A 26,354-nucleotide genomic window follows, 5' to 3' on the forward strand; every position below is an offset into this window, starting at 1 on the left:
TCCGTGTGAGACATTCAGTTACGGATCTCGATCACGAACGATCCAGCGCTTGACTTGCGGGCGGTCGGGGAGCGATATACCCTCCCGCCGGCCGTTCTCGTCGTCTCCCGTCGCACATTCCCACCGTCCAACACCCGATGACCGAACCCAGCGACCGCATCCGCGCGCTCCGCGCGGCCGTGGGCGTGGCGCCCGAAGACGCCGAGCTGCGCCGCCTGCTGGCCGACGCGCTCCTGGACGCCAGCGACGCCGCCGAGGCCGAGGCCGTGCTGCGCGAGGGGCTGAAGGCGGCCCCCGAGGACGCGGCGCTGCGCCGGGCCCTGGCGCGCGCCTTCCACCGGCAGGGCAAGCTCTCCGCCGCGCTCGTCGTGGTCGAGGACCTGCTGCGCGCGGGCGAGGGCGGCGCCGAGGTGCACCTGCTGCACGCGCGCGTCCTGCTCGACTCGGGCGAGCTGGGGCGCGCGCGCCAGGCGTACCGCGAGGCCACCGCCGCCGGCGCCACGGACGTGGAGCTGGCCGCCCGCCTGGGGAGCGCCCAGCCGCCGCGCGAGCGCCGCGTCCCCGCCGAGGCGGAGGAGGCGCTCGAGCGCCAGGAGCGGGAGCGCTGGCGGGACAGCGGGGAGGAGGACGACGACGAAGACGACGAGGACGACGCCGCGGGCGCGCGCACGGAGAAGCCGCGCATCACCTTCGCGGACGTGGGCGGGATGGACGCGCTCAAGGAGGAGATCCGCCGCAAGATCATCCATCCGCTCCGACACCCCGAGCTCTACCGCGCCTACGGGAAGCAGGCCGGCGGCGGGATCCTGATGTACGGCCCGCCGGGGTGCGGCAAGACGTACCTGGCGCGCGCCACCGCGGGCGAGGCCGAGGCGGCGTTCCTCGCCGTGGGCATCCACGAAGTGCTCGACATGTGGCTCGGGCAGAGCGAGCAGAACCTGAACGCGCTCTTCGAGCGGGCGCGGGCGGTGGCGCCGTGCGTCCTCTTCTTCGACGAGGTCGACGCGCTGGCGGCGCGCCGGAGCGACCTGCGCACCAGCGCGGGGCGCACCCTCATCAACCAGTTCCTGGCCGAGCTGGACGGGGTGGCCGCCTCCAACGAGGGGGTGCTGGTGCTGGCCGCCACCAACGCGCCCTGGCACCTGGACCCCGCCTTCCGCCGCCCGGGGCGCTTCGACCGCGTCCTCTTCGTCCCCCCGCCCGACGAGGCCGCGCGCGCTGCGATCCTGCGGGTGCTCCTGCGCGGCCGCCCCGTGGAGGCGGTCGATTACGCGAAGCTCGCGAAGCGCACCGACGGCTTCTCGGGGGCGGACCTCTCCGCGGCGGTGGAGCTGGCGGTGGAGCGGAAGCTGGACGACGCCATCCGCGCCGGCCGCCCCGTCCCCGTCACCGGCGCCGACCTGCTCGAGGCGGCCAAGACGGTGCGCCCCACCGCCCGCGAGTGGTTCGCCACGGCGCGCAACTACGTGCTCTACGCCAACGAGGGCGGCCAGTACGACGACGTGAAGCCGTACCTCCGCTAGGTGCCGCCGTGATTCGGGATCGCTCACCGAAGTTGGTTGATCAGTCGATCTTTGCTGTCATTCCGAGTCCCGGCCACACGGAACCGGCATCTGGATAGGTGACGGCAGGGCCGAGGAATCTTCTCACCTCGCCAGGTGGGTTGCGCGCGGCAGCGGCACGGATGCCGACCGGGCACGATTCCCGTGATTGCTGATCCTTCCACCCGATCCCACCGGGCGTAGTCGAAGCGATGCCGCCGCACCCGGCCCTCGCGCGGGCGAAGCTCCTGATGGAACGCGGCCGCTGGGCGATGGCGGCCGGCGAGCTGCGCCGCGCGCTCCACGACGAGCCCGACGACGCGCTGCTGCACGCGTACCTGGCGCTCTGCCTGGTGGAGGACCCGGCCCGGCTGGACGAGGCGCAGGAAGAGGCGCTCTGGTCCACGGCGAAGGACCCGCTGCAGCCGCTGGCGTGGTACGCCGCCAGCTACGTGGCGGCGCGCCGGGGGAACGGGCCGATGGCGGAGGACGCGGCCCGGGTCGCGCTGTCGCTCTCCGCTGAGTCGACCCCGCTGCTGGCGCACATGGCGTCGCTGATGCTGGCGCAGGGGCGGGTGAAGGCGGCGCTGGAGACGGCCGGGCACGGGCTGGCGGTGGACCCGGACCACGTGGGGTGCCTGCTGGCCGCCGGGACCGCGCTCTCGCGCAAGGGGCGGCACGACGAGGCGCAGGCCGCGCTCGCGCGGGCGCTGGAGCGCGAGCCCGAGGACGCCGGGGTGCACGCCCGGGTGGGGTGGGCGCTCCTGCGCCGGGGCGACGCGGCCGGGGCGGTGCGCCACTTCCGCGAGTCGCTGCGGCTGGACCCCACGCGCGAGGAGGAGCGGGGCGGGCTGATGGAGGCGCTCAAGGCACGCAACCCCGTCTACCGCGCCCTGCTGCGCGCGTGGCTGCGGCTGCCGTGGGTCCCGCCCAGCCTGAAGTGGCTGGCGGTGGTCGCCGGGATGCTGGCCGTGATCGGCATCCTGATGCTGGAGATGGAAGGCCTCCCCACGTGGATCGCGCTCCCGCTGGAGGTCGCGGTGGTGGCCGCCGTCCTCCTCACCTGGACGGCCGGCCCGCTCTTCGACCTCCTCCTCTTCGGCGACCCGCTGGGCCGGCACGCGCTCACGCCCACGCAGCGGGCGGGCGCCGTGGCGATGGCCGCGACGCTCCTGGCCGCGGCGGCCGTCGCGGTGGCCGCGCTGGCGACGGGCGAGGGGCTGTTCGGCTTCACCGCCGCGCTCCTGGCGCTCTACACCGTCCCGATCGCCGCCACGCTGCGGGCGCGGCCGGGCCGGGCGCGCGCGCTCACCGCCGCGTACACGCTCCTGCTGGTCGTCCCCGCCGCGATGTTCGTCACCCTGCAGGCGCGCGGCGCGGGCGACCCCGCGGTGTGGTTCGGGATCGCCTGCGGGGGCATGGCGTTCTCGGACCTGGTCTCGGACCAGTTCTCCGGGCGGATCTGATCCCGGACCACTTTCGCACTTTCGCACTCGAACATGACGCAACACAGGCACCGCGCGCTGGTGCTGATGGAGCAGGGGCGGCCCGAGCTGGCCGAGGGCGAACTGCGCCAGGCGCTGCAGCACGACCCGCACGACCCGGTGCTGCACGCGTGGCTCTCGCTCTGCCTGAGCGACCTGAAGCGCCCCGCCGAGGCGCTCGCCGAGGCGCGCGAGGCGGTGACGCTCGCGCCCGACCTGGGGACCAGCCACTACGCGCTGGCGCTGGCCCTGGACGGCTCGGGCCGGCCCGACGAGGCGGAGCGGGCGATCGGCGCGGCGCTGGACCTGGAGCCCGACGACCCCGACTACTTGGCGGTGCTGGCGGCGCTTCACGCGCGCCGCGGCCGCTGGGACCGGGCGCTGGCCGCGGCCGACGCGGGGCTGGAGACCGACCCCGAGCACGCCGCCTGCGCCAACCTGCGCGCGCAGGCGCTGGTGCACCTGGGGCGCCGGAACGAGGCCGCGGCCACGCTGGGCGCGGCGCTCTCGCGCGACCCCGAGAACGCGCACACGCACGCCAACCAGGGGTGGGCGCTCCTGCACCGGGGCGAGCCGCGGCGCGCGCTGGAGCACTTCCGCGAGGCGCTCCGGCTGAACCCGCACTCCGAGTGGGCGCGCGCCGGCCTGGTGGAGGCGATGAAGGCGCGCAACCCCGTGTACGCGGCGCTGCTGCGCTACTTCCTGTGGATGCAGCGGCTCCCCGTCCGCACGCGCTGGATCGTGATCCTGGGCGGCCTGTTCGGGTTCCGGCTGCTGGGCCGCGTCCTGCGCTCGCAGCCGGGGCTGGAGCCCGCGGCGCTGGCGGTGGCGGTGCTCTACCTGGGCTTCGTGCTGGTGAGCTGGACCGCCGACCAGCTCTTCAACCTGGTGCTCTTCCTGGACCCGGTGGGCCGGTACGCACTCTCGCGCGAGCAGCGCGTGGGCGCCGCGCTCCTGGGCGTGCCGCTGGCGGCGGCGCTCGGGCTGGCCGCGGCGGGGCTCGCCACGGGGGATGCGACGCTGCTGGCGGGCGCGGGGCTGTCGGCCGGGCTGATGCTGCCGCTGGCGGGGACGCTGCGCGCGGAAGGGACGGGGCGGCTCGTCCTGGGCGCGATCTCCGCCTGCGTGGCCGCGCTGCTGGTGGTGTCGGCCATCGCCGCGTGGACCTCGGCGCTGGGCGGGATGGACACCGCGTCGGGGCTGGTGGGGGTGGCGCTGCTGGCCATCGTCGCCTCGTCGTGGATCGGCAACTTCGTCTCCCTGCGCGACTGAGGCGCCGCGCCGCACGCCATGCACGAAGCCGCCGACCCGTACGCCCGCGCGCAGCTGCTGCTGGACCGCCGGCGTCCCCGCGAGGCCGAGGCGGAGCTCCGCCGCGCCCTGGGCGAACGCCCGGGCGACGCGGAGGGGCACGCGCTGCTGGCGCTCGCGCTGCAGCGGCAGGAGCGCCCGGACGAGGCCCTCCGGGAAGCGCGCCGGGCGGTGGGGCTCGACCCTGAGTGGGGGTACCCGCGCTTCGTGCTGGCCACGCTGCTGGTGGAGCGGGGGAGCGCGCGGGCGGCGGAGCCCGAGGCGCGCGAGGCGGTGCGGCTGGCGCCGAACGACCCGGCGTGCTGGTGGGTGCTGGCGGCGGCGCTCCTGGCGCGCGACCGTGCTCGTGACGCGCTGGAGGCGGCGGAGCACGGGCTGGAGATCGACCCGGACGATCGCGACTGCCTGGAGGCGCGGGCGCGGGCGCTCCTGGCGCTGGGGGACCACGAGGGCGCAGGGGAGACGGTGCGGAGCGCGCTGGAGCTGGAGCCCGAGGCGGCGGCGCTGCACTCGCTGGAGGGCTTGCGGCTGCTGGAAGAGGGGCGCGCGGCCGAGGCGGTGGCGAGCTTCCGCGAGGCGCTGCGGCTGGATGCGTCCGACGAGCGTGCCCGGGACGGGCTGCTGGAGGCGCTCAGGGCGCGCAACCCGCTCTACCGCGCGGTGCTGCGGGCGGTGCTCTGGCTGATCCGGCGCGGGAGCCGGGTGACGGCGGCCGTGCCCGTGGCGGCGTACGTCGTCTTCCTGGCGCTCTGGATGGCCTTCTACGCCTACCCGGAGGCCGCGCCCTACCTGGTGCCGGCGATGGCGCTGCTCGTCGCCCCGTTCGCCCTTTTCCACCTGGCCAACGTGCTGGTCAGGGTGCTGCTCCTGTTCGACCCCGTGGGACGCGACGCGCTGCGCCCCGCCGACCGCCGCGCCGCGTGGTGGCTGCTGGCCGGCCTGGTGATCCTGCTCCCCGCGGCCATCGTAGCCGTGCTGCTGGCGGGCGACCCCGGCCTCGGCGTCGTGGCGATGGTGGTGTTCCTGTGCATGGCCGTGTACCACACGGCGGAGCTGGAGCCCGGCCCTGCGCGCCGGGCCCTCTCCGCGTACTGCGTGCTGCTGGCGGCGGCGCTCGCCTGGGCTTATCCCCTCGTGCTCTCCGCCAGGTCCAGCATCGTGACGGTCGCGTTCGTGGTGGGCGCGCTGATCGGGGCGAGGACTCCCGAGCTGGCCCAGCAGGTGTTCCGGCTGCGGACGCGGGAGTAGCGGCGCGCGTCGCCTCCCGGTTTCGATCCACCCGCAACGCGAAATGACTCCGCGCCTCGCCCTCGCCATCGACCTGATCAACGGCGGCCGCCCGGACCTGGCCGAGCGCGAGCTGCGCAGGCACCTGGCGCGGGAGCCGGAGGACGCCGGGGCGCACGGGCTGCTCGGGGTGGCGCTGGCGGCGCAGCGGAAGGGCGCCGAGGCGCTCGCCGCGGCGGAGGAGGGAGCCCGGCTCGAGCCGGGGCACCCCTGGGTCCTGCAGGCGTTCGCCGAAGCGCACGTGCGCCTGGGCCGCGGCAGGCGCGCCGAGGCCGCGGCGCGCGAGGCGCTGGCGCTCCATCCCCTGGTGCCGTACTTCCACGCGCTGCTCGCCCGCGCGCTCCTGGTCCGCTCGTGGCTGAGGCCCTTCTCCCGCGCGCTGAACGAGGAGGCGCTCCGGGCCGCCGAGGCCGGGCTCGCCCTCGACCCCGTGAACGTGGAGTGCATGCTGCAGCGGGCGCAGGCGCTGGTCCGGCTCGGCCGGGTCGAGGAGGCGCGCCGCGCTTCCGAGGCGGCGCTGCGGCTCTCGCCGGAGAAGGCGGCGCCGCACGCGGTGCACGGGGTGGTGGAGCTGGCCTCGGGGAGCCGCGAGCGTGGCCGCGCCCGCCTGCGCGAGGCGCTGCGGCTGGACCCGGCCGATCCCTTCGCCCGGGTGCGCCTCGAGTTGAGCGGCGACCCGCCCCTGCGCGACTTCGCCGTGCTCGTGCTCCAGGCGCAGGACTGGAAGGTTCCCCTCGGGGCCGTCTTCGCGGTCCTGCTCGCGACCACCTGCGTGGCCCTGGCGCGGCCGGCGCCGGGCGAGTTCCCGTGGCTGCCGCTCGTGCCGCTCGGCTACGTTCTCCTGCCGCTGCTGATCCTCGGGCCGACGTACGCGCGCCACCGCCACCTGCTCACCGACCTCCGCGAACCGGGCGCTCTCCAGCCGCGGGAGCGGTTCTGGGCCCGGGCGAGAATCGTGCTCTGGGCCGTGTTCGGGCTGGGCTCCGCCGCGATGGCCCTGTTCTTCTGAACCGGGGCCGCGCCCGGCGGCGCGGCTCGGAATCACGGCCCCGGCTCCCCGCCCGCTCCGCTCCCAGCTCCCGACGCCGCCCGTGTACTTCGCCGACTCCTCCTTCCAGTCGCCGCGCGCCCGCGAGGCGTTCGAGCAGCTGCAGCGCGGCCGGGCGGACCTGGCCGAGCCGCTCCTGCGGGCCTGGGCCGCGGCGGAGCCGCACCACCCGGCCGCGCGCGGGCTGCTGGGGGTGTGCGTGGCGCTGCTGGGGCGCGGGGAGGAGTCGCTGCGCGAGGCCGAGGCCGCCGTCCGGCTGGCGCCCGAGTGGGACGGGGCGCACGGGCTGCTCGCGACCGTCCACCTGCTCCGCGAGCGCCCGGTGCCGGCGGAGCGGGCCGCGCGCGAGGCGCTGGCGCGCGCCCCGGACGACGTGGAGCACCACGCGCTGCTGGCCGCCGCGCTGCTGGGCCAGGGCCTCCGCCGGGACGCGTACGAGGCGGCCGAAGCGGGCCTGCGGCTCGACCCGCTGCACCCCGGCTGCACGCGGGTGCGGGTTCACGCCCTCCTGCTCCTGGGCCGCGCCGCCGAGGCCGAGGGGGCGGCCGCCGCGGCGCTCGCCCGCCACCGGGGCGACGCGGAGCTGCTGGGGCTGCACGCCTGGGCCCTCCTGGCGCAGGGCGAGAGGGCCCAGGCGGAGAAGCAGGCCCAGGAGGCGCTGCGCCGGGGAGGCGGGGGCGCCTACGCCCGGCTGGTGCTGGAGCAGGCCCGCACGGTGCACGACCCGCTCTGGCGGACGCTGGTGGCCGTCACGGACGAGTACCTCGACTGGGGGCCGCTCGTCCTCCTCCCCCTGGCGTTCGCGAGCGCGGCCGCGATCGCCATCGTGGGAGACGACGCGCCGGGGGTCGTGTGGCTGGCCTTCCTCCCGCACCTGGTCGCCGCGGTGTTCACGGTGCTCGGCCTGGTCCTGTCGGGCTTCTACGACTCCGCGCGCCGCGGCCGGCTGCGCGGGCCCGACGCGCTCCGGCCTGAGGAGCAGGCACGCGCGCGCGGGATCGCCGCTGCGCTGATGCTCGGCTCCACGGGCGTGGCGGCGGCGGCGGTCGCGGGGGGGCTGCGCTGGACCGCCGTGGCCGTGCTGGCGGCGCTCCTCTCCATCCCGGTGCGCGCGGTGGCAGAGGCGAGCGGGGAGGGCGAGTGGGACTTCGCGACGGCGTGGCTGGTGCTGGCGACGGTGGCCGCGCTGCTCGCCTCCGGCGCCTGGCTCTTCGCGCCGCTGCCGGCCCCGCTGCGGGCGCTCGCGCTGCTGGCGGCCGCGGCGGTGTCGCTCCCGGCCGGCGTGCTGGCGCGGCGGGCCGGGCGGCGCAAGCGGGAGGTGTCGGCCGCCGCGGCTCTGGTGCGCGACGACCTCTCCCGCTAGCTTCACGGCAGCCGCCAGGGGTATCCCGTGCGTCCGCGCGGGGTTGAGAGAGTCCCTTGGAACCTGATCCGGATCACACCGGCGTAGGGAGCGCGGCGTGTCGCAGGCGATGAAGCCACCCGTCCGCTTCCGGCGGACCCGACCTCATCCAGGCGCCACCCGGGCTTCCGGGCGGCGCCTGTCCAGTCTGCGGGCGCTTCCCGGGGTCCTTCTCCCGTCCGGATCATCTCCCTCGCTCTTCTGGAGGAGACGATGATCAAGCGAGCCCGTCCCGAGCCCTCCTTCGCCGGCGACTACGGCGAAGCGTTCCCCAGCTCCCGCAAGGTCCACGTCGAGGGGCGCCACGGCATCCGCGTCCCCATGCGCGAGATCTCCCTCTCCGGCGGCGAGCCCGCGCTGCGCGTCTACGACACCAGCGGCCCGCTCGGCGGCGACGTGCGGCAGGGGCTCCCCTCCGTGCGCGGCGAGTGGATCCGGGCGCGGGGCGACGTCACGGAAGTGCCCAGTGCCCAGGGCCCAGTGCCCAGTAACGGCGGTTCCGCAGTTCCTGGGCACTTGGGACTGGGCACTGGGCACTCGCCGTCGCTGATCCCCGACTCGCTCCGGCGGCCAAGGCTGCGCGGCACCGGCTGCGTCACGCAGATGCACTACGCGCGGCGGGGCGAGGTCACGCCGGAGATGGAGTTCGTGGCGCTGCGCGAGGGGGTCGACCCCGAGCTGGTGCGCGCGGAGGTGGCGCGCGGGCGGGCGATCATCCCGGCCAACGTCAACCACCCCGAGCTGGAGCCGATGGTCATCGGGCGGGCGTTCAAGGTGAAGGTGAACGCCAACATCGGGAACTCGGCCGTCTCCTCGTCCATCGAGGAGGAGGTGGAGAAGCTGCGCTGGGCGACGCTCTGGGGCGCCGACACGGTGATGGACCTCTCCACGGGGAAGAACATCCACGAGACGCGCGAGTGGATCGTGCGCAACTCGCCGGTGCCGATCGGCACGGTGCCGATCTACCAGGCGCTGGAGAAGGTGGGCGGGGTGCCCGAGGAGCTCACCTGGGAGGTGTACCGCGACACGCTGGTGGAGCAGGCCGAGCAGGGGGTGGACTACTTCACCGTGCACGCGGGCGTGCTGCTGCGCTACATCCCGCTCACCGCCGGCCGGATGACGGGGATCGTCTCCCGCGGCGGCTCCATCATCGCCAAGTGGTGCCTGGCCCACCACCAGGAGAGCTTCCTCTACACGCGCTTCCGCGAGATCTGCGAGATCATGCGGGCGTACGACGTCTCCTTCTCGCTGGGCGACGGGCTGCGCCCGGGCTCCATCTACGACGCCAACGACGAGGCGCAGTTCGCCGAGCTGCGCACCCAGGGCGAGCTGAACCGGATCGCCTGGGAGTTCGACGTGCAGACCATGAACGAGGGGCCGGGGCACATCCCCATGCACCTGATCCGCGAGAACATGGAGAAGCAGCTCGAGTGGTGCGACGAGGCGCCGTTCTACACCCTGGGGCCGCTGACGACCGACATCGCGCCGGGGTACGACCACATCACGTCGGCGATCGGCGCGGCGCAGATCGGGTGGTACGGCACGGCGATGCTCTGCTACGTGACCCCCAAGGAGCACCTGGGGCTGCCGAACCGCGACGACGTGAAGGCGGGAGTGATCGCCTACCGCATCGCGGCGCACGCGGCGGACCTGGCCAAGGGGCACCCGCGCGCCCGGGAGTGGGACGACGCGCTCAGCAAGGCTCGCTTCGAGTTCCGCTGGCGCGACCAGTTCAACCTGTCGCTGGACCCGGTGACGGCGCTGGCGTACCACGACGAGACGCTCCCGGCCGAGGGCGCCAAGGTGGCCCACTTCTGCAGCATGTGCGGACCGAAGTTCTGCTCGATGAAGATCACCCAAGACGTGCGCGACTACGCTGCCCAGCAGGCCGAGATCGAGGCGGGGATGCAGGAGAAGAGCGCCGAGTTCCGCGAGAAGGGCGGGGAAGTGTACCTGCCGGTGGTGGCCGCGCCGGCCGCGGACGCGCAGGAGGAGACGGTCGCGGCGGATCGAGCGTGAAGGCCGAGGGTGGTGCGGGACGACGGGGCGGGGCACGCCGCGCGCTCCTCCCCGTTTCCCTCGCTCCCCGGCACCCTCCGGGCGCGTGTACCCGATCCCCTCGACGGGAGCGGGGTACCGAAAGAGCACGGCCGGAGCCACACCCATCTACCGGAAAGCGAGGCGGAGAGTGACCGACGCGACACCCTTGAGCGACGCGGAGCGCGCGAAGCTGGAACAGCGGCGCGACCGGCTCATGAAGCTGATCAGGGAAGGCGACGGCTCGGGAGGCGGTCCCGCGCTGGACGCCGACGACCGCGCGGACCTGATGCAGGAGTGGACCCGGATCGACAACCTCCTGCAGCGGCGTCGGTGACCCGGCGGGGACCGGTGGCCTTTCCCGCCGCCGCCCCCGCCGCACACCGGAAGGCGCATGTGGAGGAAACCGATCAGGAGCCCGGGGTTCCGGGCGAAGGGACCGCCGGCGACGAAGGCTCCGACGCGGAGCGACGGCGCCTGCGACGTGATCCGCGCGGTGTGGGCGCGGATCGACCAGCGAGAAACGATTACCTTGTGATTCCGCGATGAAGGTCCCGAACGAGTGGCTGACCCAGCGAGTCGAGAACCGGCCGATCGCGCAGCACCGCGATCTCGCGCCCATGGCGGCGCTGCGGGTCCGGAGGGAGTGGGAGAAGCTGAAGGCCCAGGCCGGCGAAGGAGACGAGCTGTGGGCGTTCGCCAACCCCTCCAACACGTGGAAGCGGCTGGGCAAGCACACCGGCTACGCCCTGGTGCGCGAGGGCAAGATCGTGCAGAGCGTCGTGGTGACCAGCGGGTGACCGACGCCCGGGCGTCGAACGTGCAAGGGGGGTGGGATCCACGGACGCGCTTCGAGTTCCGCTAGCGCGACCAGTTCAACCTGTCATTGGACTCCGTGACGGCGCTGGCGTACCACGAGGAGAAGAAGGGCGCCGAGATGGCCCTTTTGCTCCATGTTTGGCCGGGGGTGCCAAGGTGGCCCACTTTTGCAGCATGTGCGGCCCAAGTTCTGCTCGATGAAGATCACCCAGGACGTGCGCGACTACGCCGCGAAGCAGACCGAGATCGAGGCGGGGATGGCCGAGAAGAGCGTGGAATTTGCCGGTGGTGGAGACGTTCGCGGTCACGGAGGCAGCGGATAACCTCGCAGGGCATCCCGACTGCGGACGGGTAATCAGACCAACTCACAATACCTCCCCAGAAGGAGCCCTGATCTGCCGTGCGACTCCCGGACCTCGGTGGCCGCTTTCCCCGACAGGAGGAACGTCGCGTCGATGGAGCCCAAACTGCCGGCTCACGTTTCACTTGACGTTCCTTTTCGATGCTACTAAACATGAACGCAACTTGCTTGTTGCGCCTCCTCCATTCCAATGAACATGTATACGTTTCTGCAGGAAATTCCTAATTCATCCGATACTGCCCAAGGGGCAGCATCTCCACCCGACGTGATCTCTATTGAAGGCATTTTACGGTTTGTGTTCTCTGGATTAGTCTTGATGGCTATTTCGGTGATCTTGTCTGGTAAGTTCCTGGCTCAAAGGATCAAGCTTCCAGTGAGGTCGTCACAGTTGTTTCAGATACCGCTACCTGGAATTCTCAAGATTGGTGCAACCGACGACGAGGTGATCCTCGGCTTTACTGGACTGATTATAACACTCCTTGCAACTGGGTCTCTATTCGGCAAGCGAGCCCACGTCTTTTTTTCCAACAACTTCGGAATAGATCCAGGACAGTTCAACTCACTATGTATTCTCAGCGCTTTCCTCGCAGTAATTTGGTCGTTCGTATTATTTCTTCTGCTAGGTATTCGCAGCCAGAGCAATTTAGAGCCTGTCGCCGATAAGCATGCGGAAATTGTTCGCTCTCTCACCGAACGCTCGCAGAGAGGTGATCGTGTCTGAATCTTGGGGCAGCCCGGCTCGGGAGATTTTGGACAGTAGTGCGTTAGGTGAAGCGCCTGTTCCGAAAAATGCTTCAGATGCTCGCCAGCCATCCAAGGTACTCGCCATAGTGAGCGGAAAAGGTGGCAGCGGTAAAACCATGATCGGTGCAGCTATTGCTACTATCCTTAGTGAATTTGCGCCCGGTAGAACGATTCTTTTGGATTCTGATGTCGGTACGGGTGGGCTAACGTACTATTTTGGTCTCTCCCTCGCTCCTCGGCCCGGTCTTGGATTGGCGAAACTGGCGGGAGCGCCGAAGGAGAGGATTACCGTTGAAGCCGTAGAGACATTGATACAGAAAGTCAAGGGACTTGAGCATCTTCGGTTTTTAGGACTCGGTGATCATCGGCGCTTGTACCGGGAACTCGAGCAACGAGAGAATATTGCCGAGTTACTTAGCGCAACTGTCCGGGCTCTTCGGGGATTGGCCAATTTCATTGTGGTGGATTGTCGCGGAGGCATTGATGCGGAGTCGATAGCTGTTTGCCAAGAGGCAGATGATATATTGTTGGTGGTTGAGCCGGATACCACATCCTTACAAGCTGGTCAGCACGTTGTTGATATTCTCAGCGAGCACAATTTGGACTCGCGATTGATAGGGTTTGTAATCAATAAAGTCTTCGATGACCCGGGAACGATCGTGCGGGCTGGATCTGGTTTGTTTCGGTGTCGGTATTTAGCATCGATTCCGTTCGATCTCGATGCCACCCGTGCCTTTTATATTGGGGAGATTCCTCGCCTTAGCAGCAATTTCGGAATCCATGTATGGCAAGGTCTTTTTGCCGCTTATGATGACCTGATTCCGCCCCCATTCCGTCGTAGTTGGGAATTCCGTGACTTCAGAGAAGTAGGTTTGACGAACACAGAATCAGTTCGTGGCGGAATGGTATACGCCAGTCTCTTGATGTTACTTGGTATTACGTTCTCTATTCGATTCTTTCTTCTATATCCGCCGACTGTCCGTCAGAACTGGCTTGTACTACAGCTTTTTATCTACAGCGTGGCTGGCTGGCTCCTTGGACTGGCAGCTAGCCTCGAGCCCACGCGACGCCTACTGGGAAGAGCAACGGCTACATACATTCGAATACTGAAGCGTGTTTTTAGCAAACTCACTAAGGGATAGAATAGAATCAGTTTCGCTGGCGCGATAGGTTCAATCTGTCGCTGGACCCGGTGACGGCTTTGGCGTACCACGACGAGACGCTGCCGGCCAAGGGCGCCAAGGTGGCCCATTTCTGCAGCACGTGCGGCCCCAAGTTCTGCTCGATGAAGAACACCCAAGACGTGCGCGACTACCGCGGCGAAGCAGGCAGAGGTCGATGCGGGATGCAGGAGAAGAGTGGCGAGTTCCGCGAGAGGGGCGGGGAAGTGTACTTGCCGGCGGTGGGACAGGAGCCGGTTACGATTGGTTGATTGTCGGGATAAGCGATATTTCTAAGTAGGTAGTCCTAAGTGCTGAGTGCTGAGTCCTAAGTTGCCGGATCGGATATCGTCTGTGCAGTTCAGCACTTAGCACTTAGCACTCAAGACCTGAAAGTCGACAGAACTTCTGAGCACTTACTTAGGAACTCAGTCCTGGACGTTGGTATGAGCCCGAAACCGGCTTTAAGTAACGCGACTACGTTGTGGGTGGTCCATATCGGCAACGACGACCGGATTGCGCTTCGCGCCCGTGAGGAGGGTTTTGTCTGTATCGGTTGGACGGCGATGGGCGACCTGTCGCCGTACGACACTCGTCCTAAGATGCGGGCCGCGATGGAGCAGGCGTATCCGAACTGGAGCCCGAAGACGGTCAGCTCCTCGTATGGTCAGACGTACCGGTTTGCGCACGAAATGAAAGTGGGCGACCCAATCGTGTTCCCGGTCCGTCCCACAGCGGAGATCGCAATAGGGAGGATCGCTGGACCGTACAGCTGGTCCAGCGACCCCGACCTCGCCGCGAACGATTACAACAACGTCCGACCTGTCAGCTGGCTGAAGATTGTTCCGAGAACTGCCTTCTCGCAGGCGGCCCTACACAGTTTCGGATCTTTTCTCTCTGTTAGCACCTCCGACGACTATCTCGAAGAGGTGCAGACCGTCCTCGCCAGAGACATGGCGACGACGGAACTGGTGCCTGGACCGGCCGAGGAACCGGAGACGGAGGAGGAGGCTGGCGCCGGTCTCAATCTGTACGAGACCGCGCGCCAGGAGACAGAGGATTTCCTTCTCAAAGCTTGGCAGCGGACGGGGGCGGACTTCGAACACGTTGTCGCCGGGCTGTTTGAGGCGCTAGGGTACACGGCTACCGTGACACCGCGTAGCGGTGATCATGGCGTAGACGTCATCGCGCACCCCGACCCGCTCGGTCTCGAGCGGCCGTACATCAAAATTCAGGTGAAGAGCGGCACGGGCACCATCGGTGAGCCCGAGGTGAACCAGCTCCGCGGTCTGCTTCACCTGGAGGAGCAGGGCGTGTTTGTATCACTAGGCAAGTTCACTCCCGCTGCTCATGCCATAGAACGCAACAGCAGGAATCTCACCCTGATTGGTCCGAAGCAGTTCGTGAAGCTGTTCTTGGATCATTACGAGAAACTCGACGCGACTTGGAAGGCGAAATTCCCACTAAAAAAGGTCTACGTTCCTTTCAGCTAGAGATCCTCGAGTTGGGCCGCGGGCGTTCCCCCGGGCGGGTTACCCATCCGCCCGCAACGCCTCGGTCGGCTCGACGCGGAGGGCGCGGCGGGTGGGGATGCAGGCGAGCAGGCACACCCCCAGCATGAGCGCCGCGTACCCCACGAATCCCGCGGCTCCCTCCGGCGACACCGCTCCCCGGCTCGCGAGCAGCAGCGAGGCGGCCACCACCCCACCTCCGGCGGCGACGCCCAGGCCCACCTGCGTGAGCGGCCGCCGGAAGATCGCCAGGACCACGCGCCGCGCGTCGGCGCCCAGCGCCACGCGGATGCCGATCTCGCGCGTGCGGCGCGCCACGGTGAACGACATCACCGCGTAGATCCCCGCCAGCGAGAGGAGCACGGCCACCGAGACCGCCAGCACGGTGAGCTGGAAGAGGAACGCCAGCCAGCGCAGGTCGCCTGCGTGGATCTCGTCCAGGGGGACGAGGTCGTGGAGCCGGAGCGCCGGGTCGACCGCGGCGGCGAGCGCCTGGAGCCGCGGCGCGAACGACTCCGGCTCGCCCCGCACGTGCACGGCCAGGTGCACCGGGCCCGCAGCGCCCGGCGCCACGGGGTGGTAGAGCCCCGCGCCTTCGCCGGGGGCGCCGCCGGCCGTCATCCCCAGGTCGCCGACCACGCCGACGATCTCGTACCACGGGCCCGGCTCCCCGTCCGGGGTCCGGGGCTCCGCGTAGCGCACCCGCCGGCCGACCGGGTTGCGGCCCCCGAGGACCCGGGCGACGAACGACCGGTTGGCGACGACCACGCGCGCGCCGGGCGCCAGGTCGCCGGAGTGGAAGGCGCGTCCGGCGGAGACCGGCGCGCCCAGCGCCTCGAAGTAATTCGCCGCGACCGACGCGCTCCCCACGCACTCCGTCCCCGCGCGGCCGCAGGGGCCGGCGGCGGACTCCGGGGGCGGCGCCCCGGCGCCCTCCACCTCGACCCGGCGGGGCACGCCGCGCATCCCGGGGAGGACGTCCGCGAAGGTGACCCCGGACACGGCGGGGTCGGCCGCGAGGCGCCGCTCCAGCTCCCCGTACGCCGCGGCGAACCGCGCGGCGAAGACCGCCGGGGAGGTGTCGGCGGGCGCGGCCTCGCGGTCCAGCTCCAGCCGGGCGGAAAGGTACTCCCCCGCCGGGAAGCCGAAGTCGAGCGACCGGAGCCGCCCCGCGTCGCGCTGGATGAAGAAGGCGTGCACGGGGACGGCGACGGTGACGGCCACCTGGACGACGATCACCGCGGTCCAGATCCCCCCGAGGCGAAGGCCCCCTCCCCCCGCCGACGACTGCCGGAGGCGCGCCCCCAGCCCGCGCGTCACCTTGAGCGCGGGGAGGACGCCCGCGATCGCCGCGCCGAGAAGCGTCAGCAGGGCGGCGTAGAGGACGGTCGCGGGCGAGAGATCGAAGCGGAGCCAGAGCGGGAACTCGCCCCCGACCAGCGCCTTCAGCGCGCCCAGCCCCCAGCGCAGGACGAGCGCGGCGGCCGCGAGCCCGGCGGCGGCCGCCACGGCGCCGAGCACCAGCGCTTCGGCGAAGAGCTGCGCCACGATCCGGCGCCGGCTCGCCCCCAGGGCGCTGCGCACCGCGAGCTCGGCCTCGCGGCTGGCCGCCCGCGCGAAGAGCAGGAGCGCCACGTTGGCGCACACCAGCCCCAGGAGGAGCACCAGCAGCAGGTTGCTCGACATCAGCGCCGCGGACTCGGCCGGCGACAGCCCCAGGACAGCCGCGCGTACGGCATCACCCGGGGCCGCAGGTGCCGGTGCGTGTCCGGGTGGTCGGCGGCCGCGCGCCGGCCCAGCGCGGACAGCTCCGCCTGCGCCTCCTCCAGCGCCACGCCGGGGGCGAGCCGGCCGAAGACGCCGTCCAGCTCGGGTCCCGCGCCCCGCGCGTAGTCCAGCGGGTCCAGCCGGAGCGGGACCCACAGGCCCTGGGCCGCGGGGAAGACGAACTCCCCCGGCATCACGCCGACCACCGTGGCCCGCGCGCTCCCCAGCCGCACCGTCCGCCCGACCACGGCGGGGTCGCCCCCGAAGCGCGCCCGCCACGTGTCGTACGCCAGCACGGCCACCGGCGGCGCCCCCGCGCGCTCGTCGGCGTCCGCGAGCGCGCGGCCCAGCAGCGGTGAGACGCGCGCCACCCGGAACGCCGACGCGCTGACCTCCGCCACGGCGACGGGCTCGCCCCGGCCTCCGTTCCCGGCGACCAGGTTGCGCTCGAGGACCCGGAAGGCGCCCAGCTCCTGGACCGACGCGACCTCCGCGCGCCAGGCCGCGAAGTCGTGCAGCACCCGCGGCTCCGCGCGCCCGGCGGCCGCGTCCCAGCTCTGGATCGCCACGATGCGGCCGCCGCCCGGGAGCGGGAGCTTCGGGTACGCCATTTTGCCCACGAACTCGAAGGCGGCGGCGCCGAGGGCGATCGCGAACGCCATCGCCAGGCCGCCCACCAGGGTGAGCCCCGGGTACTTGAGCAGCATCCGGAAGCCGAGCCGGAAGTCCAGCGACATCCCCGTCACCCACCCGAGCGTCCGGGCGTCGCGCACCTCCTCCTTGAACTTCTCCACGCCGCCGAAGGCGAGCGCCGCCTGCCGCCGCGCCTTTTCCGGGCTCATCCCCGCGCGCAGGTTCTTGCGCGTCTCCATCTCCAGGTGGAACGCCAGCTCCTCGTCCAGCTCGCTCTCCACCGCGTCCCGGCGCAGCAGCGCCCGCAGGCGCTTCCTCCAGCGCTTGGTCCAGCCCATGGGATCGCTCCGTCAGGTGGTGCGGAGGATGAGGTCGACCATCTCGACGTAGCGGCGCCAGCTCTCCGCCTCCTCACCCAGCGCGCGGCGCCCGGCGGGGGTGAGCTCGTAGTACCTGGCCCGGCGGTTCTGCTCGGTGGCCCTCCACTCGCTGTCGATCCAGCCCTTCTCCTCCAGCCGCTGCAGCGCGGGGTAGAGCGAGCCCTGCCCCACCCGCAGCGCCTCGCGGGAGAGCTGCTCCAGGCGCTGCGCGATCGCCCAGCCGTGCATCGGCTCCAGCGAGAGCGCCTTCAGGATCAGCAGGTCGAGCGTGCCGCGCAGGACGTCGTTCGGCGCGGAGGGGGAGTTCGATACGGGCGGGGACATGGAACCTCCGGAGGAGTGCTGTCGGATTTCGACACGAGTATAGGCGCGGCTATTGTCGAAAGTCAACAACAGACCGTCGGCGGGATTGATACCAGATTGCCGAGCATTGTTCTGGTTCCGAACAGATTGGGAATCACACAGAGGACACAGAGAACACGGAGGAACTGAAGACGCGATTGAAGTTTCTCTGTGTTCTCTGTGTCCTCTGTGTGAGGCTTTATCGGAAAGCTGTACCCGAACGATGCTCTGCAAAGTGGTATGAATCGAGTCTCGCGAGCCTTTGAAACCGAACTGATGAGCCTCACACGGAGTCAACAGAGAAAAACCTCCGTTAACTCCGTTGACTCCGTGCGATCCAATGCGGTGTGGTCTTTTCCGGCTACCCGTCCACCCGGAGCGCCTCGGCCGGCTCGATCCGGAGCGCCCGCCGCGTGGGGACGACGCACGCGAGCAGGCACACCCCCAGCATGAACGCCGCGTATCCCGCGAGCCACGCGACCGCCTTCAGCGGCATCATCCCCTCGCTCGCCACGCACAGCAGGGCGCCGATCAGGAGGGCGCCCGCGGCCACGCCGAGCGCCACCTGCCCGAGCGGGCGCCGGAAGATCGCCAGGACCACGCGCCGCGCGTCGGCGCCCAGCGCCACGCGGATCCCGATCTCGCGGGTGCGGCGCGAGACGGTGAACGACATCACCGCGTAGATCCCCGTGAGCGAGAGGAGCACGGCGATGGCGCTCACCAGCACGGTGATCCGGAACCAGAAGTCGAGGAACTGCAGCTCGGTCTGGCTGAGCTCGTCCATCGGCACCAGGCCGTCGACCCGGAGCGTGGGGTCCACCCCCGCGGCGAGCGCGCGCAGCCGCGGCCCGAACGACTCCGGGCTTCCCCGCACGCGCACCGCCACGTGGAGCGGGCCGGCCGCGTCGGGCGCCAGGGGGTGGTAGAACCCCGCGGCCTTCGGGTCGAAGCCGTCGGGGGCCATCCCCAGGTCGTCGACCACGCCGACGATCTCGTGCCACGGGCCCGGCTCCTCGTCCCCCGTCCTCGCCTGCCCCTCGAGGTACACGTAGCGCACCCGCCGGCCGACCGGGTTGCGGCCGCCGAGGACCCGCTCGACGAACGACCGGTTCACGACCACCACGCGCGCGTCGGGCGCGAAGTCGCCCGAGTGGAAGCCGCGGCCCGCGCGGACCGGCGCGCCCAGGACCTGGAAGTAGTCGGCGTCGACGGCCACGGAGCTCACCCGGTACCCCTCGGGCCACTGCGGACGCCGCGGCGCCGCCCCGCCCGTGTCCACCTCGACGATGCGGTGCGGGTGGTACATGCGCGGCAGCCGCTCGGCGAAGGTCACCCCGGCCACGCCGGGCTCGGCCGCCAGGCGGCGCTCCAGCTCCTGCCGGGCCGCCCGGAACCGCGCGGCGAACGCCGCCCGGGACGTGTCGGCGGGCGCGGCCTCCCGGTCCATCGCCAGCCGCGCCGAGAGGAACTCCTCCGCCGCGAAGTCGGCCCGGATCGAGCGCACCTGCTCCACGTCGCGCCAGGTGGCGAAGGCGGTCACCGGGAACACCACGGTCACCGCGATCTGGGCGACGATCACCGCGGTCCAGATCCCCCCGAAGCGCAGGCCGCCGCCCCCCGCGCCCGCCTCGCGCAGGCGCGCCTGCAGCCCGCGGGTGACCTTGAGCGCGGGCAGCACGCCCGCGATCGCCGCGGCGAGCGCGGCGAGCACGCCGGCGTAGAGCACGGTGGCGGGCGACAGGCTGGGGTGGAACCAGAACGGGAGCCGCGCCCCGTCCAGCAGCGCGCCCTCCACCACGGCGAAGCCCCACCGCATCCCGGCGCCCGCGCCCGCGAGCCCGACGGCCGCGGCGGCGCCCGCGAGCACCAGCGCCTCGGCGAAGAGCTGCGTGACGATGCGGCCGCGGCTCGCCCCCAGGGCGCTCCTCACCACGATCTCGCCCTCGCGCGTGGCCGCCCGCGCGAACATCAGCAGGGCCACGTTCCCGCAGACCAGCACCAGGAACATCACCAGGAAGAGGTTGGTCGACCCCACCAGCAGCGACTCCGTCCCCGAGAGGCTCAGGATCGACTGCGCGTACGGCGCCACCCGGGGCCGCAGGTGCCGGTGCGTGCGTGGGAAGTCGGCGGCCGCGCGGCGGCCCAGCGCGGCCAGCTCCGCCTGCGCCTCGCCCAGGGTGGCGCCGGGCGCGAGGCGGCCGAACACCCGGACCTCGGGTCCTGCGCCACGCTCGTAGTCGAGGGGGCTCAGGTGCAGCGGGACCCAGAGGCCCTGGGCCACGGGGAAGCCGAAGCCCTCCGGCATCACGCCGACCACGGTGGCCTCTGCGCTCCCCAGCCGCACCGTCCGCCCGACCACGCCGGGGTCGCCCCCGAAGCGCGTCTTCCAGACGTCGTGCCCGATGACCACCACCGGGGGCGCCCCGGCCTGCTCGTCGGTCTCCACCAGAGAGCGGCCCAGGAGCGGGGGGACGCGGGCCAGCCGGAACGCGGAGGCGCTGATCTCCGCCACCTCCACCGGCTCGGCCTCGCCCGCGCCCGTGATCAGGTTGCGCTCGAGCGTGCGGAAGGCGCCGAGCTCCCCCACCGCCCGCAGCTCGTGGCGCCAGGCGGCGAAGTCGTGCAGCGCCCGGTCGTGCGGCCGCCCCGCGGCCGCGTCCCAGTTGCGGACGCCCACGATGCGGCCGCCCTCGTCCAGCGGCAGCGTGGGGCGGAGCACCTGGGTGACGAACTCGAAGGTGCCGGCGCCCACCCAGATGGCGAACGCCATCGCCAGGCCGCCCACCAGGGTGAGCCCGGGGTACTTGAGCAGCATGCGCAGGCCCAGCTTGAAGTCCAGCGACATCCCGGTCAGCCACCCCAGCCCGCGGGCGTCGCGGACCTCCTCCTTGTACTTCTCCACGCCGCCGAAGGCCACCCGGGCCCGCCGCCGCGCCTCCGCCGGCCCGAGCCCCTCCTCGCGCATGAGCCGCTCGGTCTCCATCTCCAGGTGGAAGCGGAGCTCCTCGTCCATCTCCGCCTCTTCCCGGGCGCGGAAGAACAGGCCCCGCAGCCGCTCGCGCGCCTCCGCGATCCACCTCATGCGAGCCCGCCCTTCCAGTCGAGGACCCAGTTCACCGCCGCCGACGAGCGCTCCCACTGCGAGCGCTCGCGAGCCAGCTCGCGCTCGCCCGCCGGGGTCAGCAGGTAGTACTTCGCCTTGCGGTTGTTCTCGGTGGTGCGCCACTCGGAGCGGATCAGCCCCCGCGACTTCATCCGCTGCAGCGCGGGGTAGAGGCTCCCCTGGTTCACCTGGAACACGTCGCGGGACATCTGCTGGATGCGCTGGCTGATCCCCCACCCGTGCATCGGCTCGAGCGAGAGCGTCTTCAGAACCAGGAGCTCCAGGGTGCCCTGGAGGAGGTCCGACTGGTCGTGCGCCATGTTTCTCCTTTCGGCGGTCTACAGGAGAAGGATACACCTGTTCCTCTAGACGGTCAAGAGAAGCGTCTCCCGTCCCGTCCTCCCGGCCGCAACCTTGCACTCCGCCGCGCGGAACCCCGACCCGCGGCGCGAGCGAAGATGATCTGCATCCTGCACGGATACCTGCTGGAAGGCTCTGGGAGCAACCTGTGGACGCGCTCGGTGGTGGAGTCGCTCTGCCGCCAGGGCGAGACCGTCCACCTGATGGCGCAGGAGAACCACCCGGAGCGCTACCCGTTCATCCGCGAGGCGCGCCGCTACCTCCCCGGCGGCGGCGTCGAGACCTTCTACCGGGGGGAGCCGGGCGCCTACCCCGGGTGCTGCGTGCTGCACAAGCCGGTGCTGGGCGACACGCTCCCGGTGTACGTGTGGGACCGCTACGAGGAGTTCCCGAACGTGGTCCCCATGGTCGAGCTCCCCGACGAGGCGATCGACGACTACCTGGAGAGGAACGTGGCCGCGCTCCTCCGGGTGGTGCGGGAGAACGGGATCACCGCCATGCACGCCAACCACGCGGTGCTGATGTCGGTGGTGGCCCAGCGGGTGGGCGCGGCCGCGGGCGTCCCCTTCGCGGTGATGCCGCACGGGAGCGCGCTGGAGTACGCGGTCAAGCGCGACCCGCGCTTCCTGCGCCTGGCGGCGGGCGCCTTCGCCGCGGCCGGCCGGATCTTCGTGATCGGCGACGAGATGCGCGCGCGGGTGCGGTCCGTGTTCACCGCGGTGCCCGACCTGGAGGCCAGGATGCGCGACCTGCACCTGGGGGTCGACACCGGCCAGTTCGAGCCCGTCCCGCGCGCGGGGCGCCGCGGGAAGATCGCCGAGCTGCGCGGCGCGCTGGAGGGGCTCCCGCGCGGGCGCACCCCCGGGCAGACGGAGGCGATGCGCGGCCGGCTGCACGGCGGGCTGGACCGGGCGGCGCTCGAGGAGGCGCTCGGCGCGGCGCGCGGGTTCGAGCCCAAGGCCCCCGACGCGGACCTGGAGGCGAAGCTCGCGGCCGTGGACTGGGAGAAGGACCCCACGCTGCTGTACGTGGGCCGCCTGATCTCGGCAAAGGGGGTGCAGGAGGTGGTCGCCGCCCTGCCGCTGCTCCTGGAGCGCACCCCGGACTTACGCCTGCTGGTGGTGGGGCACGGGCCGCTGCGCGAGCCGCTGGAGGCGCTGCTCTGGGCGCTGGAGCACGGCGAGCGGGCCCTGGCGGAGCGGATCGTGGCGTGGGGCCGGGCGCTGGAGGGGGAGCCCGAGGGCGAGGGCGAGGGTGGAGGAGAGGAGCTCACCAAGGTGGCCCGCTTCTTCGCGCAGCTGGGCGCGCGCGGGGAGCTGGACGCGTACTTCGCGGCGGCCCGCCGGCACGTCCGCCCGGAGCGCGTGGTGTTCACCGGGTACCTCACGCACCGGGAGCTGCGCCACCTCTTCCCCTGCTGCGACGTGGCGGTCTTCCCCTCGGTGGTCAGGGAGGCCGGGCCGCTGGTGTTCCTGGAGGCGCTCGCGTCGGGGGCGTTCCCGATGGGCACCTACTTCGGCGGGATGAAGGCGAGCATCGACGCGGTGGCGGAGTCGCTCCCCCCGGGCGCGGCCGAGCCGATGAAGCTGGACCCGGCCCCGGAGCGGACCGTGGCCGACCTGGTCCGCCACTTCCCGGTGGCGCTGGAGGTGGGCGGACGCTACCGGGAGGTGCTGCGGCGCGTGGCGCGCGAGCGCTACGACTGGGCCAGCGTGACCCGCACCCTCGCCGCCGAGCTGCGCGCCATGACGTGAGCCGGCCGCCCGCCCGTCTCCGGCGGCAACGGCGAGGCCGGCTTACGCACGGAAGCAGGGTTATGGACCGCGGGACGCGGGCGTGACGCGCACGGACGAGCAGGAGCGCCATTCCACCGGCTACGCCTGCGGCTCTCCGGCGTGAAGCAGGCGCGGCTCGAGCTGCTGCCGGCGGCGGCCCGAGCCGGTGCCGGCCGCGGGAGATTCCGAGCCTTGCATCAGGGCTTCCTCGCGCCCGGGATTGAACTTTACCGGGTTATAAGGCATCTTATAACCGGACCGCGCAAGGAGGCTGCGAATGACGCATGCAAGCATCAAGATCCGGCAGGTGGGCGGCTCGGCGGGGGTGATCCTGCCGAAGGAAGTGCTGGATGTGCTGCACGCCGGGGTCGGGGACACGCTGCACCTGGTGCGCACGGAGCGCGGCTTCGAGCTGACGCCGTACGATCCCGCCTTCGAGGAGGCGATGGAAGGCTTCGAGGAAATACGGCGCAAGCACCGGAACGCGTTCCGCGAGCTGGCCAGGTAGCGTGGAAGAGCCGCGGTGGCTCTGGCGCGCCCTGGTGGATGCCATGCATCGCGAGCTGATCGCGGAGCACGGGGGGCTGTACGGGGTGCGCGACGAGGGGATGATCGAGTCGGCGCTGGCGCGGCCGCGCAACCGCTGGCTCTACGAGCCCGACGCGACCCTCGCCGACCTCGCCGCCGGCTACGGGTTCGGGCTCGCACGCAATCACGGCTATGCGGACGGAAACAAGCGCATCGCCCTGGCGGCGATGCACATGTTCGCGTGGCTGAACGGCTACGAGATCGCGGCCGAGGAGCCCGACGAAGTCGCGGTCGTGCTCGATCTGGCCAGTGGCGCCGTCTCTGAGCCGCAGCTTGCCGGCTGGGTACGCCAGCGGTTAGTGCTCAGGAGCTCGTCCTGAAAGGCGGAACGGGCTGGCAATCGCCGGCGGGGCGGCAGAGATCATCTGCTGCCCCGCTGCGTGTTCAGGACTCCGCTCCGGCTGCGGCGCCTGCTACCGCGCGGGGGTGGCGCCGGCAGCTGTCTCGATGAGCACGAGGAGGGCGCCTCCCCCGGGGAAGGCGCCCTCCTCGTGCTCCGCCGTCGATCGGTGGCTTACCGCTGCAGCGTGGCGGTGCTCCCGGCCGGCACGCCGACCGCGACCGCGGGCTCGCGCACGGGCAGGGCGGCGACGGCGGGGGCGGCGGGCGCTGCGGGCGTGGTGCCGCGGGCCAGGCGGACGGCCGCCGCGGGCGCCCGCGAGGTCTTGAGCTGGGCGAGCACGGGGACGGGGTCGGCGCCGGCGCGGCTCAGCTCCTCGTGCACGCGGGCGGCGTAGCCGCGGCCGGTGCGCGCGTAGACGTCGGGGTGCAGCGTCACCGAGTCGGCCTCCACTTCCGCCAGCCGGTACTCGATGCGCACCCGCACCCGGCCGGAGAGGGCGAGCTCGCGCGTGGCCCGCGGGTTGTCCACCAGGCGCTGCACGGTGCTCTCCGCGATCGGGGCGCCCTCGGCCTGCAGCACCAGCTTCGCCAGCTCCATCACGTCGGCGTTGCGCATGCGGATGCAGCCGTGGCTGGCGGGGCGGCCCAGGTGCCGCTCGTTGGCGGCCGGCGTGCCGTGCACGTAGTAGACGCCGAACAGGTGCATCTTCACGCGCCCCATCGGGTTGTTCCACCCCGGGCCGGCCGGCTTCTCGTCGCGCGCCCAGTCGGAGCCGGGCGGGGGCGTCCACGAGGGGTTCCAGACCATGCGGCGGATGGCGGCCTCGCCGGTGGGGGTGGCGTAGCGCGCCCGGCCCACCGACACCGGGTAGGAGCGGATGCGCTCGCCGCCCTGGAGCACGTCGAGGCGGCCGGCGGGGATGTTGACGACCAGCTCCATCGCCGGCGCCTGCGCGGCGGCGGGAGCGGCGGCGAGCGCGGCGAGCAGCAGGGCGGACCTGACCGGATGTATCGAAGACATGGCGCGGTTTCGGGACTGGCGGTTGCGGACCGTCTCGCTGGTCGAACGGGCCCGGGCCTGCCGGGTCGTGTGGTCCGCTGCGGCGGGGGAGAAGGACTCCTCCCCCGCGTTGGGGCGGTGGATACGGAAGGCGGCCCGGCGGTGTTTCAGGCTCCGCGTCGCACCGGATCACCATGCGCCCCGGGCACGGCGATGCGGCTTTCCGTGGCCCGCCGGAAGGCAATCCCGATACCTCGTTCACGTCCCGCGGCTCCATCTTCTCCAGGTCGTTGCCGCGGGCGGGTTTCCCTCACCCGGAGCCCACCCGCGGCCGAGGAGGTGGTGCCACAGGACGTGGGACAGGTCCGCCCCGGGTGGGTCTGCGATGTCCCTGCCTGGATCGACGGGCGATGTGAAAGGGGGTCCCTCGCCGGGACCCCCCTTGCTCCGTCACGCGCCTGACCCCCCGCCTTCGGGAGGCTTCGTACACCAGGGCCATGCCGGCCCCCGGCCTTCGCGGAAGCCGTACGCGGCGCCGCCCGGTGCACCCGGGCCCGTCTGCCGCGCGAGGGACGGCGCGGACCGGCCGCCGCGGGGCGCACGCCGCTCGTGGAGCAGGGCGAAGAGCTCGCAGACGCGCTCCCGCTGCTCCGCCGAGAGCACCGCCCGCACCCGGGTGGCGGCCGCGCCGTTGTTCTCGGCGAGCCGCAGCAGGATGGGCCAGGCCCGGTCGCCGGGCCGGGCGCTACCCGCTCCGCCCGGGCGCCGGCGGGAGCGGTCGCCATCGCGGAGCTCGCCGAGCTGCGCGAGCAGGGGCCGGTTCGCCGTGTCGAGCCAGGCGCCGATCGAGTCCAGCGCGTTCACCTGCGCGGAGCTGAGCGCCAGCCGGTCGCGGTAGCCGAGCAGGGCGTAGACGGGCGGCGGCGCCGTGCCGGCGGAGAGCACGGCGGGGCGCTCCTCGCCGGCGGGCGCCGGGTCCCTGCGCCCCGCGCACGCCGCGAGGACCAGCAGGGCCAGGGCGGGGTAGATTCGCTTCATGTCACACCGAATCCGGCCCCTCCGAGCCGGTGATGTCGGAGCAGGCGGCGGCGTCGGCCAGGACCAGGGCGGCCGCCAGGGCGCGCGGAGTGGTGCGGTTCATGGGATGGGTGTCCGGGTTGGCCCGTCCGGTGGAGACCCGACCTGATTCGGGCCCGCGTCCGCCGGCTTTCACCACTGGAGACACACGAGGGGGAGCGTACCCCTACGGCGGGAGCGGAACAGCTTGGCTCACGGAGTCGACGGAGTTGACGGAGACGGCAGGGGGTTCTCTGTTGACTCCGTTAACTCCGTGTGAGGCTTTTCGTTGGAGAATCAGGA

The 26,354-nt window shown here is 71.8% G+C and carries 23 protein-coding genes, 1 pseudogene and 1 riboswitch; of the genes and pseudogenes, 17 read left to right on the top strand and 7 right to left on the bottom strand.

Features of this window, described 5'->3' with window-relative positions; translation table 11 throughout:
* Positions 1 to 137 precede the first annotated feature (137 nt).
* The 14 genes and pseudogenes from VF746_28705 to VF746_28770 all read left to right on the top strand — a co-directional run bounded on the left by VF746_28705 (position 138) and on the right by VF746_28770 (position 14,687).
* Positions 138 to 1,523, top strand: coding sequence for an ATP-binding protein (locus VF746_28705; protein HEX8696434.1), 1,386 nt, complete (start codon positions 138 to 140; stop codon positions 1,521 to 1,523).
* Between the two features lie 230 nt (positions 1,524 to 1,753).
* Positions 1,754 to 3,007, top strand: coding sequence for a tetratricopeptide repeat protein (locus tag VF746_28710; GenBank protein ID HEX8696435.1), 1,254 nt, complete (start codon positions 1,754 to 1,756; stop codon positions 3,005 to 3,007).
* 33 nt (positions 3,008 to 3,040) lie between these two features.
* Positions 3,041 to 4,297, top strand: a complete 1,257-nt coding sequence (locus tag VF746_28715) for a tetratricopeptide repeat protein (protein ID HEX8696436.1) — start codon at positions 3,041 to 3,043, stop codon at positions 4,295 to 4,297.
* An 18-nt stretch (positions 4,298 to 4,315) separates the two neighbouring features.
* Positions 4,316 to 5,584: a tetratricopeptide repeat protein gene (locus tag VF746_28720; protein HEX8696437.1), complete on the top strand. Its 1,269-nt coding sequence runs from the start codon at positions 4,316 to 4,318 to the stop codon at positions 5,582 to 5,584.
* A 43-nt stretch (positions 5,585 to 5,627) separates the two neighbouring features.
* Complete coding sequence (locus VF746_28725; GenBank protein ID HEX8696438.1) at positions 5,628 to 6,632, top strand: tetratricopeptide repeat protein; 1,005 nt, start codon at positions 5,628 to 5,630, stop codon at positions 6,630 to 6,632.
* Between the two features lie 82 nt (positions 6,633 to 6,714).
* Positions 6,715 to 8,034 carry a hypothetical protein gene (locus VF746_28730; GenBank protein ID HEX8696439.1) on the top strand — a complete coding sequence of 440 codons (1,320 nt, stop codon included), beginning with the start codon at positions 6,715 to 6,717 and terminating at the stop codon, positions 8,032 to 8,034.
* A gap of 6 nt (positions 8,035 to 8,040) precedes the next feature.
* Positions 8,041 to 8,142: riboswitch (TPP riboswitch) on the top strand.
* 144 nt (positions 8,143 to 8,286) lie between these two features.
* On the top strand, positions 8,287 to 10,092 hold the full coding sequence (gene thiC / locus VF746_28735) for a phosphomethylpyrimidine synthase ThiC (protein ID HEX8696440.1): 1,806 nt from the start codon (positions 8,287 to 8,289) through the stop codon (positions 10,090 to 10,092).
* 169 nt (positions 10,093 to 10,261) lie between these two features.
* On the top strand, positions 10,262 to 10,447 hold the full coding sequence (locus VF746_28740) for a hypothetical protein (protein ID HEX8696441.1): 186 nt from the start codon (positions 10,262 to 10,264) through the stop codon (positions 10,445 to 10,447).
* A 208-nt stretch (positions 10,448 to 10,655) separates the two neighbouring features.
* Entirely contained in the window at positions 10,656 to 10,910 is a 255-nt protein-coding gene (locus tag VF746_28745) for a hypothetical protein (protein HEX8696442.1), read from the top strand.
* A gap of 216 nt (positions 10,911 to 11,126) precedes the next feature.
* Positions 11,127 to 11,252, top strand: a complete 126-nt coding sequence (locus VF746_28750; GenBank protein ID HEX8696443.1) for a hypothetical protein — start codon at positions 11,127 to 11,129, stop codon at positions 11,250 to 11,252.
* A 234-nt stretch (positions 11,253 to 11,486) separates the two neighbouring features.
* Positions 11,487 to 12,011 carry a hypothetical protein gene (locus VF746_28755; protein ID HEX8696444.1) on the top strand — a complete coding sequence of 175 codons (525 nt, stop codon included), beginning with the start codon at positions 11,487 to 11,489 and terminating at the stop codon, positions 12,009 to 12,011.
* Positions 11,998 to 13,176 carry a P-loop NTPase gene (locus VF746_28760; GenBank protein HEX8696445.1) on the top strand — a complete coding sequence of 393 codons (1,179 nt, stop codon included), beginning with the start codon at positions 11,998 to 12,000 and terminating at the stop codon, positions 13,174 to 13,176. Before VF746_28755 ends, VF746_28760 begins: the two co-directional genes overlap by 14 nt.
* Before the next feature lie 20 nt (positions 13,177 to 13,196).
* Positions 13,197 to 13,466: pseudogene (locus tag VF746_28765) on the top strand (hypothetical protein).
* A gap of 174 nt (positions 13,467 to 13,640) precedes the next feature.
* Entirely contained in the window at positions 13,641 to 14,687 is a 1,047-nt protein-coding gene (locus tag VF746_28770) for a restriction endonuclease (GenBank protein ID HEX8696446.1), read from the top strand.
* A 39-nt stretch (positions 14,688 to 14,726) separates the two neighbouring features.
* Here the strand turns inward: VF746_28770 and VF746_28775 are convergent, their stop codons facing one another.
* The 5 genes from VF746_28775 to VF746_28795 all read right to left on the bottom strand — a co-directional run bounded on the left by VF746_28775 (position 14,727) and on the right by VF746_28795 (position 21,250).
* Positions 14,727 to 16,391: an FtsX-like permease family protein gene (locus tag VF746_28775; protein ID HEX8696447.1), complete on the bottom strand. Its 1,665-nt coding sequence runs from the start codon at positions 16,389 to 16,391 to the stop codon at positions 14,727 to 14,729.
* Positions 16,391 to 17,443: an ABC transporter permease gene (locus VF746_28780; protein ID HEX8696448.1), complete on the bottom strand. Its 1,053-nt coding sequence runs from the start codon at positions 17,441 to 17,443 to the stop codon at positions 16,391 to 16,393. Before VF746_28780 ends, VF746_28775 begins: the two co-directional genes overlap by 1 nt.
* A gap of 12 nt (positions 17,444 to 17,455) precedes the next feature.
* Positions 17,456 to 17,809 carry a PadR family transcriptional regulator gene (locus VF746_28785; GenBank protein HEX8696449.1) on the bottom strand — a complete coding sequence of 118 codons (354 nt, stop codon included), beginning with the start codon at positions 17,807 to 17,809 and terminating at the stop codon, positions 17,456 to 17,458.
* Positions 17,810 to 18,188: 379 nt separating this feature from the next.
* Positions 18,189 to 20,909, bottom strand: a complete 2,721-nt coding sequence (locus tag VF746_28790) for an ABC transporter permease (GenBank protein ID HEX8696450.1) — start codon at positions 20,907 to 20,909, stop codon at positions 18,189 to 18,191.
* The gene (locus VF746_28795; GenBank protein HEX8696451.1) at positions 20,906 to 21,250 is read right to left on the bottom strand and encodes a PadR family transcriptional regulator; all 345 of its coding nucleotides are present in this window, start codon (positions 21,248 to 21,250) and stop codon (positions 20,906 to 20,908) included. The genes VF746_28790 and VF746_28795 overlap by 4 nt, the downstream gene beginning before the upstream one ends.
* Before the next feature lie 138 nt (positions 21,251 to 21,388).
* Between VF746_28795 and VF746_28800 the strand changes: the two genes are divergently transcribed.
* The 3 genes from VF746_28800 to VF746_28810 all read left to right on the top strand — a co-directional run bounded on the left by VF746_28800 (position 21,389) and on the right by VF746_28810 (position 23,973).
* Positions 21,389 to 23,044, top strand: a complete 1,656-nt coding sequence (locus tag VF746_28800) for a glycosyltransferase (GenBank protein HEX8696452.1) — start codon at positions 21,389 to 21,391, stop codon at positions 23,042 to 23,044.
* Positions 23,045 to 23,342: 298 nt separating this feature from the next.
* Positions 23,343 to 23,573 carry a hypothetical protein gene (locus tag VF746_28805; GenBank protein HEX8696453.1) on the top strand — a complete coding sequence of 77 codons (231 nt, stop codon included), beginning with the start codon at positions 23,343 to 23,345 and terminating at the stop codon, positions 23,571 to 23,573.
* Positions 23,574 to 23,607: 34 nt separating this feature from the next.
* The gene (locus tag VF746_28810; GenBank protein ID HEX8696454.1) at positions 23,608 to 23,973 is read left to right on the top strand and encodes a type II toxin-antitoxin system death-on-curing family toxin; all 366 of its coding nucleotides are present in this window, start codon (positions 23,608 to 23,610) and stop codon (positions 23,971 to 23,973) included.
* A 194-nt stretch (positions 23,974 to 24,167) separates the two neighbouring features.
* On the opposite strand, the gene VF746_28815 is transcribed toward VF746_28810, so the two are convergent.
* Positions 24,168 to 25,016 carry a L,D-transpeptidase gene (locus VF746_28815; GenBank protein HEX8696455.1) on the bottom strand — a complete coding sequence of 283 codons (849 nt, stop codon included), beginning with the start codon at positions 25,014 to 25,016 and terminating at the stop codon, positions 24,168 to 24,170.
* 429 nt (positions 25,017 to 25,445) lie between these two features.
* Positions 25,446 to 26,033: a hypothetical protein gene (locus VF746_28820; protein ID HEX8696456.1), complete on the bottom strand. Its 588-nt coding sequence runs from the start codon at positions 26,031 to 26,033 to the stop codon at positions 25,446 to 25,448.
* Positions 26,034 to 26,354 lie beyond the last annotated feature (321 nt).

It is taken from the genome of Longimicrobium sp. (assembly GCA_036389795.1).
Lineage (GTDB): Bacteria > Gemmatimonadota > Gemmatimonadetes > Longimicrobiales > Longimicrobiaceae > Longimicrobium.

Bases quoted from the DNA above. Each gene is read 5' to 3' on its own strand.
- VF746_28705 (HEX8696434.1), top strand. From the start codon at position 138: ATGACCGAACCCAGCGACCGCATCCGCGCGCTCCGCGCGGCCGTGGGC.
- VF746_28750 (HEX8696443.1), top strand. From the start codon at position 11,127: ATGAAGATCACCCAGGACGTGCGCGACTACGCCGCGAAGCAGACCGAG.
- VF746_28745 (HEX8696442.1), top strand. From the start codon at position 10,656: ATGAAGGTCCCGAACGAGTGGCTGACCCAGCGAGTCGAGAACCGGCCG.
- VF746_28780 (HEX8696448.1), bottom strand. From the start codon at position 17,443: ATGGGCTGGACCAAGCGCTGGAGGAAGCGCCTGCGGGCGCTGCTGCGC.
- VF746_28790 (HEX8696450.1), bottom strand. From the start codon at position 20,909: ATGAGGTGGATCGCGGAGGCGCGCGAGCGGCTGCGGGGCCTGTTCTTC.
- VF746_28715 (HEX8696436.1), top strand. From the start codon at position 3,041: ATGACGCAACACAGGCACCGCGCGCTGGTGCTGATGGAGCAGGGGCGG.
- VF746_28820 (HEX8696456.1), bottom strand. From the start codon at position 26,033: ATGAAGCGAATCTACCCCGCCCTGGCCCTGCTGGTCCTCGCGGCGTGC.
- VF746_28775 (HEX8696447.1), bottom strand. From the start codon at position 16,391: ATGTCGAGCAACCTGCTGCTGGTGCTCCTCCTGGGGCTGGTGTGCGCC.
- VF746_28800 (HEX8696452.1), top strand. From the start codon at position 21,389: ATGATCTGCATCCTGCACGGATACCTGCTGGAAGGCTCTGGGAGCAAC.
- VF746_28755 (HEX8696444.1), top strand. From the start codon at position 11,487: ATGTATACGTTTCTGCAGGAAATTCCTAATTCATCCGATACTGCCCAA.
- VF746_28785 (HEX8696449.1), bottom strand. From the start codon at position 17,809: ATGTCCCCGCCCGTATCGAACTCCCCCTCCGCGCCGAACGACGTCCTG.
- VF746_28815 (HEX8696455.1), bottom strand. From the start codon at position 25,016: ATGTCTTCGATACATCCGGTCAGGTCCGCCCTGCTGCTCGCCGCGCTC.
- VF746_28770 (HEX8696446.1), top strand. From the start codon at position 13,641: ATGAGCCCGAAACCGGCTTTAAGTAACGCGACTACGTTGTGGGTGGTC.
- VF746_28720 (HEX8696437.1), top strand. From the start codon at position 4,316: ATGCACGAAGCCGCCGACCCGTACGCCCGCGCGCAGCTGCTGCTGGAC.
- thiC (HEX8696440.1), top strand. From the start codon at position 8,287: ATGATCAAGCGAGCCCGTCCCGAGCCCTCCTTCGCCGGCGACTACGGC.
- VF746_28795 (HEX8696451.1), bottom strand. From the start codon at position 21,250: ATGGCGCACGACCAGTCGGACCTCCTCCAGGGCACCCTGGAGCTCCTG.
- VF746_28805 (HEX8696453.1), top strand. From the start codon at position 23,343: ATGACGCATGCAAGCATCAAGATCCGGCAGGTGGGCGGCTCGGCGGGG.
- VF746_28710 (HEX8696435.1), top strand. From the start codon at position 1,754: ATGCCGCCGCACCCGGCCCTCGCGCGGGCGAAGCTCCTGATGGAACGC.
- VF746_28725 (HEX8696438.1), top strand. From the start codon at position 5,628: ATGACTCCGCGCCTCGCCCTCGCCATCGACCTGATCAACGGCGGCCGC.